16 protein-coding genes are annotated in these 14,528 nt (G+C 72.1%); 14 read left to right on the top strand and 2 right to left on the bottom strand.

Features of this window, described 5'->3' with window-relative positions; translation table 11 throughout:
- The first annotated feature begins 29 nt into the window (after nt 1–29).
- The 3 genes from O7600_RS08820 to O7600_RS08810 all read left to right on the top strand — a co-directional run bounded on the left by O7600_RS08820 (nt 30) and on the right by O7600_RS08810 (nt 2,620).
- Nucleotides 30–989, top strand: a complete 960-nt coding sequence (locus tag O7600_RS08820; protein ID WP_091573408.1) for a heme o synthase — start codon at nt 30–32, stop codon at nt 987–989.
- Nucleotides 990–1,360: 371 nt separating this feature from the next.
- Nucleotides 1,361–1,693 (top strand): hypothetical protein, encoded by a 333-nt coding sequence (locus tag O7600_RS08815; RefSeq protein ID WP_013287454.1) that lies wholly within the window; start codon nt 1,361–1,363, stop codon nt 1,691–1,693.
- A 9-nt stretch (nt 1,694–1,702) separates the two neighbouring features.
- Nucleotides 1,703–2,620, top strand: coding sequence for a hypothetical protein (locus tag O7600_RS08810; RefSeq protein WP_281593167.1), 918 nt, complete (start codon nt 1,703–1,705; stop codon nt 2,618–2,620).
- 19 nt (nt 2,621–2,639) lie between these two features.
- On the opposite strand, the gene O7600_RS08805 is transcribed toward O7600_RS08810, so the two are convergent.
- Both O7600_RS08805 and O7600_RS08800 read right to left on the bottom strand, forming a co-directional pair.
- Complete coding sequence (locus O7600_RS08805; protein WP_281593166.1) at nt 2,640–4,307, bottom strand: right-handed parallel beta-helix repeat-containing protein; 1,668 nt, start codon at nt 4,305–4,307, stop codon at nt 2,640–2,642.
- Nucleotides 4,308–4,385: 78 nt separating this feature from the next.
- Nucleotides 4,386–5,348, bottom strand: a complete 963-nt coding sequence (locus tag O7600_RS08800; protein ID WP_281593165.1) for a COX15/CtaA family protein — start codon at nt 5,346–5,348, stop codon at nt 4,386–4,388.
- 131 nt (nt 5,349–5,479) lie between these two features.
- Between O7600_RS08800 and O7600_RS08795 the strand changes: the two genes are divergently transcribed.
- The 11 genes from O7600_RS08795 (at nt 5,480) to O7600_RS08745 (ending at nt 14,431) form a co-directional block, all read left to right on the top strand.
- Nucleotides 5,480–6,187 (top strand): HTH domain-containing protein, encoded by a 708-nt coding sequence (locus tag O7600_RS08795; protein WP_281593164.1) that lies wholly within the window; start codon nt 5,480–5,482, stop codon nt 6,185–6,187.
- Nucleotides 6,184–7,614, top strand: coding sequence for a Fe-S cluster assembly protein SufB (sufB, locus tag O7600_RS08790; RefSeq protein WP_091573412.1), 1,431 nt, complete (start codon nt 6,184–6,186; stop codon nt 7,612–7,614). Before O7600_RS08795 ends, sufB begins: the two co-directional genes overlap by 4 nt.
- Before the next feature lie 97 nt (nt 7,615–7,711).
- The gene (gene sufD / locus O7600_RS08785) at nt 7,712–8,854 is read left to right on the top strand and encodes a Fe-S cluster assembly protein SufD (protein WP_091573413.1); all 1,143 of its coding nucleotides are present in this window, start codon (nt 7,712–7,714) and stop codon (nt 8,852–8,854) included.
- The gene (locus tag O7600_RS08780; protein ID WP_091573414.1) at nt 8,854–9,180 is read left to right on the top strand and encodes a non-heme iron oxygenase ferredoxin subunit; all 327 of its coding nucleotides are present in this window, start codon (nt 8,854–8,856) and stop codon (nt 9,178–9,180) included. Before sufD ends, O7600_RS08780 begins: the two co-directional genes overlap by 1 nt.
- Nucleotides 9,177–9,950 (top strand): Fe-S cluster assembly ATPase SufC, encoded by a 774-nt coding sequence (sufC, locus tag O7600_RS08775; protein ID WP_281593163.1) that lies wholly within the window; start codon nt 9,177–9,179, stop codon nt 9,948–9,950. Before O7600_RS08780 ends, sufC begins: the two co-directional genes overlap by 4 nt.
- Nucleotides 9,951–9,956: 6 nt before the next feature.
- The gene (locus O7600_RS08770) at nt 9,957–11,261 is read left to right on the top strand and encodes a cysteine desulfurase (protein WP_281593162.1); all 1,305 of its coding nucleotides are present in this window, start codon (nt 9,957–9,959) and stop codon (nt 11,259–11,261) included.
- Nucleotides 11,261–11,731 carry a Fe-S cluster assembly sulfur transfer protein SufU gene (sufU, locus tag O7600_RS08765; protein ID WP_091577238.1) on the top strand — a complete coding sequence of 157 codons (471 nt, stop codon included), beginning with the start codon at nt 11,261–11,263 and terminating at the stop codon, nt 11,729–11,731. The genes O7600_RS08770 and sufU overlap by 1 nt, the downstream gene beginning before the upstream one ends.
- A complete protein-coding gene (locus tag O7600_RS08760; RefSeq protein ID WP_120568934.1) occupies nt 11,728–12,165 on the top strand; it encodes a metal-sulfur cluster assembly factor in 438 nt (145 codons plus the stop codon). Before sufU ends, O7600_RS08760 begins: the two co-directional genes overlap by 4 nt.
- A 452-nt stretch (nt 12,166–12,617) precedes the next feature.
- Nucleotides 12,618–13,244, top strand: a complete 627-nt coding sequence (locus O7600_RS08755; protein ID WP_281593161.1) for a LysE family transporter — start codon at nt 12,618–12,620, stop codon at nt 13,242–13,244.
- A gap of 29 nt (nt 13,245–13,273) precedes the next feature.
- Nucleotides 13,274–13,765, top strand: coding sequence for a hypothetical protein (locus O7600_RS08750; protein WP_281593160.1), 492 nt, complete (start codon nt 13,274–13,276; stop codon nt 13,763–13,765).
- Between the two features lie 27 nt (nt 13,766–13,792).
- Nucleotides 13,793–14,431 carry an acVLRF1 family peptidyl-tRNA hydrolase gene (locus O7600_RS08745; protein WP_281593159.1) on the top strand — a complete coding sequence of 213 codons (639 nt, stop codon included), beginning with the start codon at nt 13,793–13,795 and terminating at the stop codon, nt 14,429–14,431.
- The last annotated feature ends 97 nt before the right edge of the window (nt 14,432–14,528 follow it).

Genomic DNA, 14,528 nt, shown 5'->3' with positions numbered 1-14,528 from the left:
CCCCCGCCGATGCCGGAAGGTGGCAATCCGTGAGCATGATCACCGAGCGCCCCGTCAGCAACCCTGCCGGGCAGTCGCCGGTGGGCACGGTGGCGGAGGCGCCGGCGACCGGGCGGCGGGACGTACGGGCCGTGGTGGCCGCGTACGTGGCGCTGACCAAGCCGCGGATCGTCGAGCTGCTGCTGGTCACCACCGTGCCGGCGATGATGCTGGCGGACGGCGGGATGCCGTCGTTGTGGCTGGTGGCCGTGGTGCTGGTGGGCGGCTCGCTCGCGGCCGGCGCGGCCAGCGTGCTCAACTGCTACATCGACCGGGACATCGACCAGTTGATGCGGCGGACCAAGCGTCGGCCGCTGCCCGCGCACACCGTGTCGCCGCGCAGCGCGCTGGTCTTCGGGCTGGTGCTGGCGGCGGTCTCGGTGGCGCTGATGGCGGCGACCACCAACTGGCTGGCCGCCGGCCTGACGCTGGCCGCGATCGCCTACTACGACCTGGTCTACACGCTCTGGCTGAAGCGGACCACGGCCGCCAACACGTTCTGGGGCGGCGTCTGCGGGGCCGCGCCGGTGCTGATCGGCTGGGCCGCGGTCACCGGCTCGCTGTCCCCGGCCGCCTGGGGCCTGTTCGCGGTGGTCTTCTTCTGGCAGATGCCGCACTTCTACGCGCTGGCCATCAAGTACAAGGACGACTACGCGCGGGCCGGCATCCCGATGCTGCCGGTGGTGGCGTCGGTCCGGCGGGTCAACGCCGAGATCATCGGGTTCTCCTGGCTGACGCTGCTCTCCTCGCTGGCGGTCTGGCCGCTCGGCATGAGCCCGATCTACGGCGTGACCGCGCTGGTCGTCGGCGGGATCTTCGTGGTCGAGGCGCACAAGCTGTGCCGGCGCGCGACGCGCGGCGAGGCGGTCAAGCCGATGCGGCTGTTCCACTGGTCGACCACCTACCTCACCATCCTCTTCGCCGCCGTGGCCCTCGACGCCCTGCTCTGACCGGGCGCTTCCGGCACGTCCGGACCGTAGATCTTGGTACGACACCGCCCCCACCGGGGCCGTCTCGCACCAAGATCTTTCTTCTTGCTGGGACACCACCCTCACCGCTTGATCGCCGCACCGGTCCGGGTCTTTGACCGGGGTGGATGGTTTCCGCACGTGAGGCGGTTCATCAGAAATTTTTTTCCGAGTCCACCGGACGGGGCCAACCGGGACAGAGTGTGACTATCTCGCCCGCCGGCTTCGCCCGGATATAGGCGACATAGGCGGGCAAATTACCTGTGGTTCTCCTTAAACCAACGGGTAATTGGCATCACATTCAGTTCATGGTTCTCGCACATCCGGGTGGAACTCTGCTTAGGCTTCGCGTCATGGCAGATGGTTCCGATACGACGCTGACGGCTGACAAGACCGCCGAGCAGGCCCCCAACGGCCTGGTCGCGGGCATCAAGTCGTTCGCCGCCGGGCACGGCGGCGCGAAGGCGGTCATCGAGTACGTCGGCAAGCGCGGCGCACGGATCGTCCTCGTGGGTTCCGACGGGGTGTGGGCCGACCAGTTCGCCGACGGCACGGACGTCGCGCGGCAGGCCTGCGCCAAGGCCGGAGTCGACGTCGAGAACGCCTGGGAGCGTGAGCTGATGGACCAGATGCGTCCGAGCAACGACCTCTGGCGGTCGATGGCCCGGCGCACGATGGCCCGTTGACATAACCGCATGACCGCACACCACCAGTCGACCCGGGGGAAACCCCGGGTCGCTCTCGTCACCTGTGCCGCGCTGCCCGACCTCGACCCGGACGACCGGCTCGCGCTCGCCCCGCTCGACGCCCGCGGCGTCACCGCGGAGATCGCGGTCTGGGACGACCCGACCGTCGACTGGGCCGGCTACGACCTGGTCGTCCTCCGCTCGCCGTGGGACTACGCGCTGCGCCGGGACGAGTTCGTGGCCTGGGCCCGCACCGTCCCGGCCCTGGCCAACCCGGCCGACGTGGTCGCCTGGAACACCGACAAGCGCTACCTGGCCGAACTGTCCGCCGCCGGTGCGCCCACCGTGCCGACCGCCTGGGTGGCGCCGGGGGAGAGCTGGACGCCGCCCGCCGACGGCGAGCACGTGATCAAACCGGCGGTCAGCGCGGGCAGCCAGGACACCGGACGCTACGACCTCACCGACCCGGAACACCGGGAGCTGGCGTCGGCGCACGTGCGGCGTCTCGGCGCCGCCGGGCGGGTCGCCATGGTCCAGCCCTACCTGGACGCGGTGGACACCGCAGGCGAGACGGCGCTGCTCTTCCTGGCCGGCCCCGACGGCCTCGGGTTCAGCCACGCGATCCGCAAGGGGCCGATGCTGACCGGCCCCGACCTCGGCGAGGCCGCGCTCTACAAGGAGGAGCGGATCGACGCCCGCACCGCCACGGCGGAGCAGCGCGCGGTCGCCGACAAGGTCCTGGCCGCCGTCCCGGGCGGCGCCGACCGGCTGCTCTACGCCCGGGTCGACCTGATCCCCGGCCCGGCCGGCACGCCCGTGCTGGTGGAGCTGGAGCTGACCGAGCCCAGCCTGTTCGTCGGCCACGCCGACGGCGCGCCGGAGCGGCTCGCCGAGGCGGTCGTCGCCCACCTGGCCCGCCGACCCTGATCCGCCGCCCGAGGGCCCGTCAGTCGCGGTCGGTGTGGTTCCGGTCCCACCGACCGCCGATCGGCGGCGTGTCCAACCGCAGCGCGGCCCGGGTCCCGGCGAGGTCGTTGTCCTCGACGGCGCAGGAGACGCAACTGCCCGCCTCGGTGACCCACAACCCGTAGGTCTGGCTGTCGGCGTCCCGGTGCCAGATCCGGTTGTTGCGCACGGTGGCGGAGTCGAACGGGGCGACGATGGTGATCCCGGCGCAGGCGGCCGGCCCCTCGGGCAGGTCGTACGCCGCACCAGGCCCCGGGATCGCCTCGTTCCAGGCGATGGCGCCGTCCGGTCGCACCTCGGCCAGTGAGAGCTGGTCGCCGGTGTTGTCGGCCACCACCGCCTGGCGGGTGCCGGATCGGACGACCTTGCCCTTGTGCCCGCTCACGGGCCAGTCCGCCGCGCCGTCGGTGACGTCGCGCGGGCCGTAGCGCACCGCGTCGCCGGAGCCGCGGTGGGCCGGCGCGGAGCGGCGGCCGTTGTCCCGGATCCGGTTGCCCACGATCGAGGCGTCGAGCATCGGCCGGTCGATCCGGATCCCGTCCAGCGCGTTCTCCCGGATGTCGTTGTCCTGGATCACCACGTCGGCGGCCGCGCCCCGGTAGCCGTGGCCCAGGTCGTGCTCGTGGTAGCCGTATCCGCCGTTGTTGCTGATCCGGTTGCCCTGCACCGCGTACGGCCCGGGGGTGTTGCCCATGCTGATGCCGTCGCCGACGTTGCAGTCGATCACGTTGCCGGTGAGCAGGCCGCCGCGTCCGGCGACACCGGCGGTGCCGTTGGCCGAGACGTCGTAGCCGGCCTCCAGGTTGTTGGTCATGGTGCAGCCGGAGACGATCAGGCCGTCCGCGCCCCAGTCCGAGATGCCGAACCGGTTCGCCTGGCTGTGGCACCCGATGATGCGGATGCCGCGCGGCGGATGCCAGTAGTCCTTCTGCAGCTCCAGGAAGATCCCGTTGGTGCCGTTGCCGAGGGTGGTGCAGTTGGCGATGGTGAGTCGCTCCACGTCGCCCCACCCGCCGATGCCGACGCCGATCCCGGCGCCGCCCCACTGCTGGCCGTTGTCCAGTCGGCCGCAGCCCACCACGACCACCCCGTCGATCAGGCTGTCCTGGAGGAAGTCGCAGCCCAGGCCGGTGGCCCCGGTGTGGTGGATGTAGAGGTTGCGGAACACGCCGCGGACGACGTACTGCAACCCGAGGCCCTTGGCCAGGTAGTCGTACGCGGTCTGGGCCACCCCGGAACCGTCGATCTCGAAGTCGGCGAAGGTGCAGTCCGCGATGTGCCGGTCCCGGTCCGCGCCGTGCTGCACGGTGGTCCAGTAGGCGAGCGGGACCGGCGCGGCGCGGTTTCCCTCGTTGCTGAGCAGGAACCGGGTGGCCGCCGAGCCCGCGCCGATCAGGGAGACCCCGCTGCGCCAGACGGTGCCGGCGTCGCGGATCGAGTAGAGGCCCGGCGGGCAGTAGATCACCCGCGCCCGGCCGTCGGCGTCGTAGCCGGCGCCGAGGCGGTCCACCAGCGCGGCCAGGGCCGGCTGGTCGTTGGTCGTCCCGTCGCCGGTGAGCCCGAACTCGCGGGCGTCGCACCACAGCGGGGCGCCGGCCACCGGGGTCATCCGCTGCGGGGTGGTCGTGGCAAGGCCCTTGCGCGACACCGGGAGCTCCCCTCGGGCGTACGGTCCGTGGTCCGGACCGCTTTCCCGCTCCCGCCGGGCCGTAACGCCCGGCCCGGCTCAGGCCGCGGCGCCCACCGGTTCGGCGGCGGGCGCGGCCGGGGCCGGCGGGCCGGCCGGCTGGCGCTCCCGGGTGGCCCAGAGCACGCCCAGCGTGGCCAGCAGCACCAGGCAGGACCCGAGCATGTGGGCGGCGACGAGCACGGCGGGCAGGTGGGTGAAGTACTGGACGAAGCCGATCAGGCCCTGACCCAGCTCGACCGCGAGGAGCACCCCGGCGGCCCGCGCGGCGCGCGACGCGCCGACCGCCCGGAACGCGAAGAACAACGCCACGGACAGGCCGATCAGCAGGAACACGCCGTCGGCGTGCACCTGGGAGATCGACTCCGGGTCCAGGCCGTTGCGGGCCGCGCCCTGGTCGCCGGCGTGCGGGCCGCTGCCGGTCACCCAGGTGCCGACCACCAGCACCGAGGCACTCACCACCGTGGTGATCCGGGCGAGGGTACGCAGCGGCGCCGGCACGGTCGGGGTCACCGGCCCGTCGGGCTCGCCGGTGCGCCGCCAGAGCGCGTACGCGGCGGCGATCACCACCATCGAGGCGAGGAAGTGCAGCCCGACCACCCACGGGTTGAGGTTGGTGAGCACGGTGACGCCGCCGATGACGGCCTGCGCCGGGATGCCGAACAGCACGCCGACCGCCAGCGGCAGCAGCCCGCGCCGGCGGGGCACCTGGGCCAGCACGGCCAGCACCACGGCCAGCGCGATGATCCCGACGGCGAAGGTGAGCAGTCGGTTGCCGAACTCGATCACCCCGTGCACGCCCATCTCGGACGTGGTGGTGTACGACTCGTCGGTGCACCGGGGCCAGGTGGGGCAGCCGAGGCCGGACGCGGTGAGTCGGACGGCCCCGCCGGTGACCACGATCGCGACGTTCGCGATGATCGAGGCGAACGCGAGGCGGCGCAGCAGCGTGGGGGAGACCGGGAACCGGACGGAACGCTTCACGGAGCGAATCCTACGCACCGTAGTTGATCCCGATCGGGTGACTCCGCCGACCCGGTGGTCGGAATCACCGGACCCCGGGTTTGCGGGGCTCCGACGAATTACGTAACGTTGCCGTTGTGAAAAACGCGGCAGCGCTGTCCGGAGAGCCGGTGACCAGTTCGGTCACCAGCGCGACGGCGCCCGCCGACCTGTCGACGCGGGACCGGGTCACCCAGCTCCTGCTGGAGCGGGGCGCCACCACGGCCGCGCAGCTCGGCTCCGCGCTGGGCCTGAGTCCGGCCGCGATCCGCCGGCACCTCGACGCGATGCTCGCCGACGGTGACGTCGTCGCCCGTGAGCAGACCGTGCGGGGCAGCCGGGGGCGGGGCCGGCCGGCCAAGGTGTTCGTGCTGACCGACGCGGCCCGGGTGCGCTGCGGCACCCACCACTACGACAACATGGCCACCGCGGCGCTGCGGTGGATCGCCCGTACCGGCGGCGCCGAGGCCGTCGCGGCGTTCGCGGCCGAGCAGGTCGCCGCGCTGGAGGCCCGCTGCCGGGCGGCCGTGGAGGACGCCGACGACGACGCCCCGCTCGCGCGGGCCGAGGCGCTCGCCGAGGCGCTCACCGCCGAGGGCTACGCTGCGAACGCGTCCACGATCGCGTCCGGCGGCCAGCTCTGCCAGCACCACTGCCCGGTGGCGCACGTGGCCGCCGAGTTTCCCCAGCTGTGCGAGGCCGAGACCGCGGTGATCTCCCGTCTGGTCGGCACCCACGTGCAGCGCCTGGCCACCATCGCGCACGGCGACGGCGTGTGCACCACGCACATTCCCGCCCAGTCCGGTTCCACCGTCACCACTGTGAGGACAGATAGATGACCGAGCAGATCGTCCAGCCCCTGACCCAGGAGGAGCAGCTCGCTGCCCTCGGTCGTTACGAGTACGGCTGGGCCGACCCCGACGTCGCCGGGGCGTCCGCCCAGCGCGGCCTCAACGAGGCGGTGGTCCGGGACATCTCGGCCAAGAAGAACGAGCCGGCCTGGATGCTCGACCTGCGCCTGAAGGGCCTGCGGCTGTTCGACCGCAAGCCGATGCCGGCCTGGGGCGCCGACCTCACCGGGATCGACTTCGACAACATCAAGTACTTCGTCCGGTCCACCGAGAAGCAGGCCACCAGCTGGGAGGACCTGCCCGAGGACATCAAGAACACCTACGACCGGCTGGGCATCCCGGAGGCGGAGAAGCAGCGGCTGGTCGCCGGCGTCGCGGCGCAGTACGAGTCCGAGGTGGTCTACCACAAGATCCGTGAGGACCTCGAGGAGCAGGGCGTCGTCTTCCTCGACACCGACACCGCGCTGCGCGAGCACGAGGACATCTTCAAGGAGTACTTCGGCACGGTCATCCCGGTCGGCGACAACAAGTTCGCCGCGCTGAACACCTCCGTCTGGTCCGGCGGCTCGTTCATCTACGTGCCGAAGGGCGTGCACGTGGAGATCCCGCTGCAGGCCTACTTCCGGATCAACACGGAGAACATGGGCCAGTTCGAGCGGACCCTGATCATCGTCGACGAGGGCGCGTATGTGCACTACGTCGAGGGCTGCACCGCGCCGCTCTACTCCTCCGACTCGCTGCACAGCGCGGTCGTGGAGATCATCGTGAAGAAGAACGCGCGCTGCCGCTACACGACCATCCAGAACTGGTCGAACAACGTCTACAACCTGGTCACCAAGCGCGCCGTGTGCCACGAGGGCGCGACCATGGAGTGGGTCGACGGCAACATCGGCTCCAAGGTCACCATGAAGTACCCGGCGGTCTACATGACCGGCGAGCACGCCAAGGGCGAGGTGCTCTCGGTGGCCATGGCCGGCGAGGGCCAGCACCAGGACGCCGGCGCCAAGATGGTGCACGCCGCGCCGCACACCTCCTCGACCATCGTGTCGAAGTCGATCGCCCGGGGCGGCGGCCGCACCTCCTACCGGGGCCTGGTGCAGGTGCTGGAGGGTTCGACCAGCAGCAGGAGCACGGTCAAGTGCGACGCGCTCCTGGTCGACACCATCTCCCGCTCCGACACCTACCCGTACGTCGACATCCGTGAGGACGACGTGTCGATGGGGCACGAGGCGACCGTCTCCAAGGTCAGCGACGACCAGCTCTTCTACCTGATGAGCCGGGGCCTGAGCGAGGACGAGGCGATGGCGATGATCGTGCGCGGCTTCATCGAGCCGATCGCCAAGGAGCTCCCGATGGAATACGCGCTGGAGCTCAACCGCCTGATCGAGCTGCAGATGGAAGGTGCTGTCGGCTGAGCCCGACCGCGGGCCCGGACCGGTCAGGCCGGGCCGCGCGGGCCTCGACCCGCCCTCCGGTTAATGACACCTCGTCGCAGAACAGACCAAGGAAGAGATGACTACCCAGGCTTCCGCGCCGCCCACGACCAAGTCGCAGGCGCTCCGCTCGTACGACGTCGCCGACTTCCCGGCCCTGACCGGCCTGGAGGAGGAGTGGCGCTTCACCCCGCTCAAGCGCCTGCGCGGGCTGGCCTCGTCGGCCCAGGTCGCCACCGGCGCGGTCCGGCACGAGCACGGTGACCTGCCCGAGGGCGTCACCGTCGACCGGATCGGCCGGGACGACCCGCGGGTGGGCAGCGTGCTCACCCCGTTCGACCGGGTCAGCGCGCTGGCGTACGGCGGGGCCGACGGCGCGCTGCTGGTGCAGGTCGCCCGGGACGCCGTGGTGGCGGAGCCGGTGCGCCTGCGGGTGGTCGGCGAGACCGCCGAGGCGCTCGCGTTCGGCCACACGTTCCTCGAGGTGGGCCGCTTCGCCGAGGTGACCGTGGTGCTGGAGCAGGTCGGCTCGGCCACGCTCGCCGACAACGTCGAGGTGACCGTGGCGGACGGGGCGAAGCTGACCCTGGTCACGGTCGCCGACTGGGCCGACGACGCGGTCCAGGCCCAGCACCTCAGGGTCAAGCTGGGCCGCGACGCCAAGATCGTGCACGTGCAGGTCAGCCTCGGCGGCGACCTGGTCCGGCAGTACACCTCGGTGGAGTACACGCAGCGCGGCGGCGAGGCCGAGCTGTACGGCCTCTACTTCGCCGACTCGGGCCAGCACCTGGAGCACCGGCAGTTGGTCGACCACACCGTGCCGGACTGCCGCAGCAACGTCGGCTACCGCGGCGCGCTGCAGGGCGACGACGCGCACACCGTCTGGGTGGGCGACGTGCTGATCCGGGCCGAGGCGACCGGCACCGACACGTACGAGATCAATCGGAACCTGCTGCTCAGCGACGGCGCCCGGGCCGACTCCGTGCCCAACCTGGAGATCGAGACCGGCGAGATCGCCGGCGCCGGGCACGCCAGCGCGACCGGCCGGTTCGACGACGAGCAGCTGTTCTACCTGATGGCCCGGGGCATCCCGGAGGCCGAGGCCCGGCGCCTGGTGGTGCGCGGGTTCTTCGCCGAGATGATCAACAAGATCCCGGTCGAGGACCTGCGCGAGCGGCTCGGCGACGCGATCGAGGCGCGCCTGGCGAAGGCCGGCGCCTGATGATCAGGATCTGTTCGACCGAGGACGTGCCGAAGGGCACCGCGATCAGCGCCGACGTGGACGGCGTGCAGATCGCGGTCGTGCACGGCGAGGACGACGCGTTCTACGCCGTGCGCGACGAGTGCTCGCATGCCGCCGTCGCGCTCTCCGAGGGCGAGGTCGAGGGCTGCACGCTGGAATGTTGGCTGCACGGATCCCGTTTCGACCTGCGTACCGGTGAGCCCACCGGGCTGCCCGCGACCGAACCCGTACCCGTCTACCCCGTCGAAGTCCGCGACGGCGAGATCTACGTCAGCATGACGCCGAGCAATGGAGTGACCCGATGAGCACCCTGGAGATCCGCGACCTGAAGGTGTCGGTCAAGCTGCCCGAGGGTGAGCTCAAGCCGATCCTTGATGGGGTAGACCTGACGATCAGTTCGGGTCAGACGCACGCCATCATGGGCCCGAACGGCTCCGGCAAGTCGACGCTCGCCTACTCGATCGCCGGCCACCCGAAGTACGAGATCACCGGCGGCGAGGTCACCCTCGACGGCGAGGACGTGCTCGCCATGTCCGTCGACGAGCGCGCCCGCGCCGGCCTCTTCCTGGCCATGCAGTACCCGGTCGAGGTCCCCGGCGTGTCGGTGGCCAACTTCCTGCGTACCGCCAAGACCGCGATCGACGGCGAGGCGCCGAAGCTGCGCACCTGGGCCGGCGAGCTGCGCGGCGCCATGGAGAAGCTCCAGATGGACCCGGCGTTCGCCCAGCGCAACGTCAACGAGGGCTTCTCCGGCGGCGAGAAGAAGCGGCACGAGATCGTGCAGCTGGAGCTGCTCAAGCCGAAGATCGCCATCCTGGACGAGACCGACTCCGGTCTCGACGTGGACGCGCTGCGCGTGGTCAGCGAGGGCGTGAACCGGGTCCGCGACACCGGCGACACCGGCATGCTGCTGATCACCCACTACACCCGGATCCTGCGCTACATCAAGCCGGACTTCGTGCACGTCTTCGTGGCCGGCCGGATCGTCGAGCAGGGCGGCCGCGAGCTGGCCGACAAGCTGGAGGAAGAGGGCTACGAGCGGTACGTCGCCGGGGCCGGCGCGGCGCGGGCCTGACCTGACATGACCTCGATCGCGATCCCGGCGGGCATGCCGCAGTACGACGACGTGCCCCGCTTCGACGTGGCGAAGGTGCGGGCCGACTTCCCGATCCTGGACCGGGAGGTCAACGGCCACCCGCTGGTCTACCTGGACAGCGCGAACACCTCGCACAAGCCGCGGCAGGTGCTGGACGTGCTCGCCGAGCACTACGCGCGGCACAACGCCAACGTGTCGCGCTCGGTGCACACGCTGGGCACCGAGGCGACCGAGGCGTACGAGGGCGCGCGGGCGAAGATCGCCGCGTTCGTCAACGCCCCCAGCGTCGACGAGGTGGTGTTCACCAAGAACTCCACCGAGGCGATCAACCTGGTGGCGTACGCCTTCTCCAACGCCTCGCTGCGCGCGGACGCCGACCCCCGGTTCCGGCTGGGACCCGGCGACGAGATCGTGATCTCCGAGATGGAGCACCACTCGAACATCGTCCCGTGGCAGCTGCTCGCGGAGCGCACCGGCGCGACGCTGCGCTGGTTCCCGGTCACCGACCACGGCCGGCTCGACGAGTCCGGCCTGGACGACCTGGTCACCGAGCGGACGAAGATCGTCTCGCTGGTGCACATGTCGAACATCCTCGGCACCGTCAACGCCACCTCGCGGATCACCGCGCGGGTCCGCGAGGTCGGCGCGCTGCTGCTGCTCGACTGCTCGCAGTCGGTGCCGCACCTGCCGATGGACGTGGTCGACTTCGACGCCGACTTCATCGTCTTCACCGGGCACAAGATGTGCGGTCCGACCGGCATCGGCGTGCTCTGGGGCCGGGGTGAGCTGCTCGCCGCGATGCCCCCGGTGATGGGCGGCGGCTCGATGATCGAGACGGTGACGATGGCCGGCTCGACGTTCGCCGCGCCGCCGGCCCGGTTCGAGGCGGGCACTCCGCCGATCGCCGAGGCGGTGGCGCTGGGCGCGGCGGTGGACTACCTCACCGGCATCGGCATGCCGGCCATCCAGTGGCACGAGAAGGAGCTGACGGCGTACGCGCTGGACGCCCTCGCCACCGTGCCGGGGCTGCGGATCTTCGGCCCGACCGTGCCGGTCGGCCGGGGCGGGACGATCTCCTTCGCCCTCGGTGACGTGCACCCGCACGACGTCGGGCAGGTGCTCGACTCGCTCGGTGTGCAGGTGCGGGTGGGGCACCACTGCGCCAAGCCGGTGTGCACCCGCTTCGGGGTGCCGGCGATGACGCGGGCGTCGTTCTACCTCTACACCACCACGGCGGAGATCGACGCCCTGGTGGCGGGTCTGGAGCAGGTGCGGAAGGTGTTCGAGTGATGCAGTTGGAGTCGCTGTACCAGGAGATCATCCTGGACCACTACAAGCATCCGCACGGCCGTGGCCTGCGGGAGGCGGACCCGGCGGCCCAGGTCGGCGAGGCGCACCACGTCAACCCGACCTGCGGTGACGAGATCACCGTGCGGGTGGCGACCGACGGCAGCGTGTTCACCGACATCTCGTACGACGGGATGGGCTGCTCGATCAGCCAGGCCTCGGCGAGCATCCTGCACGAGCTGCTGCGCGGCCGGGCCGCGCAGGACGCCGCCGTGGTGCACGAGGCGTTCGTCGAGTTGATGTCCGGGCGGGGCCAGGTCACGCCGGACGAGGACGTGCTCGGAGACGGGGTGGCGTTCGCGGGTGTCGCGCGCTACCCGGCCCGGGTCAAGTGCGCGCTGCTGTCGTGGATGGCGTTCAAGGACGCCGCGGCACGCGCCGGGGTGGGCGTGAGCCCGGAGGTGAAGGCATGAGCGACGAGAACATGACCCCCGAGGCCGGCGCGGTGGCGACGGACGGCACCGCCGTCAACGGAACTGTTGCCGACGGCGCGGCCGCGGGCGCGGCGGCGCCGGCCGGCGGCAAGGCCGCCATCGGTGACATCGAGGAGGCGATGAAGGACGTCGTCGACCCCGAGCTGGGCATCAACGTGGTCGACCTGGGTCTGGTGTACGGCGTGCACGTGGACGACGAGAACGTCGCTACGCTGGACATGACGCTGACCTCGGCGGCCTGCCCGCTGACCGACGTGATCGAGGACCAGGCCCGGCAGGCGCTGACCACCGGTCCCGGAGGCGGCCTGGTCAACGACATCCGGATCAACTGGGTCTGGCTGCCGCCGTGGGGCCCGGACAAGATCACCGACGAGGGGCGCGACCAGCTCCGCTCCCTCGGCTTCAACGTCTGACCGTTCCAGGGTCAGGGTTCCGGGCGCGTCACCCCTTCCGGCGTGACGCGCCCGTCTCGTTGTTCCCCCTGCTCGCGCCCCCACTGCGCGCTCTGCCCGCCGGCCGGCTCGCTCCTGCCCGTCCCGTGTCGGCCTGGCCTGTCCCGCACGGCCCGCTCCGGTCACCTCGTCGCACAGACGTACCGAAATCCGGGAAGCCGCGACCGCCAGCCAGGACAGCAGTAGATCTTGGTAGGAAACGGCCCTTATAGGGGCCGTTTCCTACCAAGATCTCCAAGCCGGGCCGCGAGCAGGGCGGACACGGCGGGAAATCCGGTGGCGGGGTGGGGGAGCGGGTTGCACGATGAGCGGGTGATCGAGGCGTACCCGAAGCAGGCTCCTGTCCGTGCGGCCACCGCCGCGCGCCGACAGCGTGCCGTGCCGCCGGCCGCCGCGATCCCTCGCCCCCCGTCGTGACCGGGGCGTTCCTCGCCGGGCTGGTCGCCGGCTACGGCGTCGCCATCCCGGTAGGCGCGATCGCGATCCTCATCCTCGGCCTGAGCGCCCGCGCCGGGTTCCGGGTCGGGGCGGCCGCGGCGCTGGCCGTGGCCACCGCCGACGGGCTCTACGCCGCGGCCGCCGCGCTCGGCGGCGCCGGGCTGGCCGGGTTCCTGGCCCCGGTCGCCGGACCGTTGCGGGTGGTCGCGGCGCTGGTGCTGCTCGGCATCGCCGCGCACGGCCTGTGGCGGGCCTGGTCCGCGCGGCGGGAGGTGGCGAGGGCCCCGGCCGGGCGAGGGCTGCACACCCCGACCCGGGCGTACGCGGCGGTGCTCGGTCTGACCCTGCTCAACCCGGCGACGGTGCTCTACTTCGCCGCGCTGGTGCTGGGCCGCCGTGATGCCGCCGACCCGGACCCGGCAGCCGCCGCGCTGTTCGTCACCGGGGCGTTCCTGGCCTCGGCGAGCTGGCAGCTGCTGGTCGCCGGCGGCGGCTCGGTGGTGGGGCGCGCGTTGGCCGGGCCGCGTGGTCGCCTGCTCACCGGACTGGTCTCCAGCGCCCTGATCGCCGCACTCGCGGTCACCACGCTCCTGCCCGGCTGACTAGCCTGTCGAGGGCGAGGAGGTGTGCGATGGGGAGCACCCGAGGTCTGACCGTGGGGATCGCGCTGGTGACCGGCCTGCTCGTGGCCTGTGACGACGGGCGCGGCCGGGACGACGTCCCGACCGGGGAGACCGCGGTGAACTGGTCGGCGCCGGTGACCACGGTGTCCGCTCCCACCGGGCGCACAGTGACCCTGCGCACCGGCCCGCCCCGCTGCTGGCGGGTCAGCGAGGTCCGGTCCGACGGCACGGAGACGGGCGCGGTCAGCGCCTGCCACGGCCCGCCGGCGACGGCGGCCTCCCGCGTGTTCGGGGTCGTCGTGGTGGTCAGCGCCTGTTCGGGCGCGACGTCCGTGGCGGTCGGGGAGCCTCCTCGACGGACGGTCGTCGAGGACGTCTCCGACGGCATCTTCCTGGTGCCGCCCGGTCTGCTCCCAGCGGACGCGCCCGCGGTCACGTACGCCTGCCGCACCGCCACCGGTGAGGACGGGCCGCGGACGACGGTGGACGTCGCCGGCTGAGTTCCACCGCTGGGTAGGGTCGGTGCCATGAGCAGCCGACCCGCAGCCGGAGGCGGCCGGTGGGTGGAGGTCGACCCGGCCCGCGTCGTGCGCTGGGTCGAGGGCTTCGCCGAGCGGCACGGCCCGCCCACCACCACCGCCCTGGGGTACGGGCTGCTGCTCACCGCCCCGGACGGGGCCACGGCCGAGCTGCACACCCCGCCCGGCGCGCGCCCCGCGCCGGACTTGGAGGCGTTCGCCGGAGTGGCCGCCGCGCCCCGCCGGCTCGGGTTGCTGCTGGCCCGCAAGGGCGCGGTGGCGGTCGGGGTGGCCGACGGCACCGAGCTGGTGGTCTCCAAGGTGGACACCCGCTACGTGCAGGGGCGCACCGCCGCGGGGGGCTGGTCCCAGCAGCGGTTCGCCCGGCGGCGGGACAACCAGGCGAAGGCGGCGTTGGGCGACGCGGCCGATCTCGCCGTACGCCTGCTGTTGCCGGCGGCCGGGACGCTCGCGGCGTTGGTCTGCGGCGGCGACCGGCGGGCGGTGGACACGGTGCTGGCCGACCGGCGGCTGGCGCCGCTCGCGGCGCTGCGGGCGGAGCGGCTGCTCGACGTGCCGGAGCCCCGGCACGCGGTACTGGTCGCGGCCGTCTCCGCCGCCCGGGCGGTCCACATCCTGGTCCGCTGAACGGGAAAGATCGCCTCAAGTGCGGTCAATCGACGTCACCAACGGTGCATCGAACGACGACGATGCATAGGGTCGGTGTCGTGACGTGGCGGGTCTC

Source organism: Micromonospora sp. WMMA1998, assembly GCF_027497375.1.
GTDB classification, from domain to species: Bacteria; Actinomycetota; Actinomycetes; order Mycobacteriales; family Micromonosporaceae; genus Micromonospora; species Micromonospora sediminicola.
The sequence above is the reverse complement of the archived record's forward strand: the minus strand, read 5'-3'. Positions and strand labels throughout refer to the sequence as shown.

Coding starts and splice junctions, on each gene's coding strand:
- O7600_RS08815 (WP_013287454.1), top strand. CDS start 1,361: ATGGCAGATGGTTCCGATACGACGCTGACGGCTGACAAGACCGCCGAG.
- O7600_RS08810 (WP_281593167.1), top strand. CDS start 1,703: ATGACCGCACACCACCAGTCGACCCGGGGGAAACCCCGGGTCGCTCTC.
- sufB (WP_091573412.1), top strand. CDS start 6,184: ATGACCGAGCAGATCGTCCAGCCCCTGACCCAGGAGGAGCAGCTCGCT.
- sufD (WP_091573413.1), top strand. CDS start 7,712: ATGACTACCCAGGCTTCCGCGCCGCCCACGACCAAGTCGCAGGCGCTC.
- O7600_RS08780 (WP_091573414.1), top strand. CDS start 8,854: ATGATCAGGATCTGTTCGACCGAGGACGTGCCGAAGGGCACCGCGATC.
- sufC (WP_281593163.1), top strand. CDS start 9,177: ATGAGCACCCTGGAGATCCGCGACCTGAAGGTGTCGGTCAAGCTGCCC.
- O7600_RS08770 (WP_281593162.1), top strand. CDS start 9,957: ATGACCTCGATCGCGATCCCGGCGGGCATGCCGCAGTACGACGACGTG.
- sufU (WP_091577238.1), top strand. CDS start 11,261: ATGCAGTTGGAGTCGCTGTACCAGGAGATCATCCTGGACCACTACAAG.
- O7600_RS08760 (WP_120568934.1), top strand. CDS start 11,728: ATGAGCGACGAGAACATGACCCCCGAGGCCGGCGCGGTGGCGACGGAC.
- O7600_RS08750 (WP_281593160.1), top strand. CDS start 13,274: ATGGGGAGCACCCGAGGTCTGACCGTGGGGATCGCGCTGGTGACCGGC.
- O7600_RS08745 (WP_281593159.1), top strand. CDS start 13,793: ATGAGCAGCCGACCCGCAGCCGGAGGCGGCCGGTGGGTGGAGGTCGAC.